Genomic DNA, 503 nt, shown 5'->3' with positions numbered 1-503 from the left:
GGTACTATCAACGAGAATACGACGCGTGAATATTTTCTTCCCAGAGGCAGCGATAAAGCTATCAATATCTTCTTTTTTAATGCAATGAGAAGCGTCATAGCATTTGCATTGGATAGCCGCATAGCCTTCTTCATCACGGATTGTAGCGACCAGATCAATGCCAATATCACGCCCATCTTCCCCATGCTCCTTAGCCCACTCGTAATAACTCTGAACCTTTTCGTATTCCTGCTTTTGTAAAGGGTCTTCAGACAGATAAGCCATCACAAGGTTTTCAAAAAGTGTTCCCAATTCACGGGGTGATTTTGCCTTTTCACGATAATATTCTAACAAAGAACGTAAAGTGACTTGTTTGTTATCAGACTTAACAGATTGAAGCATATTACAATAAAAATCCCTTGCCTTATAAGATGATCAATAATCATCAAAAGAATCAAAACGAATTCAATTAAATGCACTTAAAACAAATATCGATAATAAAGTGAGAAAAAAGTGCTAAAAAA

Annotated in this window: 1 protein-coding gene; it reads right to left on the bottom strand. The window is 36.6% G+C overall.

Translation table 11 applies throughout. From position 1 onward, the window contains the following. Positions 1-381 (bottom strand): restriction endonuclease (locus ABD915_RS10245; RefSeq protein WP_345117868.1); only part of this gene is annotated, 381 nt, incomplete at its 3' end. Positions 382-503: the final 122 nt, after the last annotated feature.

It is taken from the genome of Bartonella jaculi (assembly GCF_039543045.1).
GTDB lineage: Bacteria > Pseudomonadota > Alphaproteobacteria > Rhizobiales > Rhizobiaceae > Bartonella > Bartonella jaculi.
The sequence above is the reverse complement of the archived record's forward strand: the minus strand, read 5'-3'. Positions and strand labels throughout refer to the sequence as shown.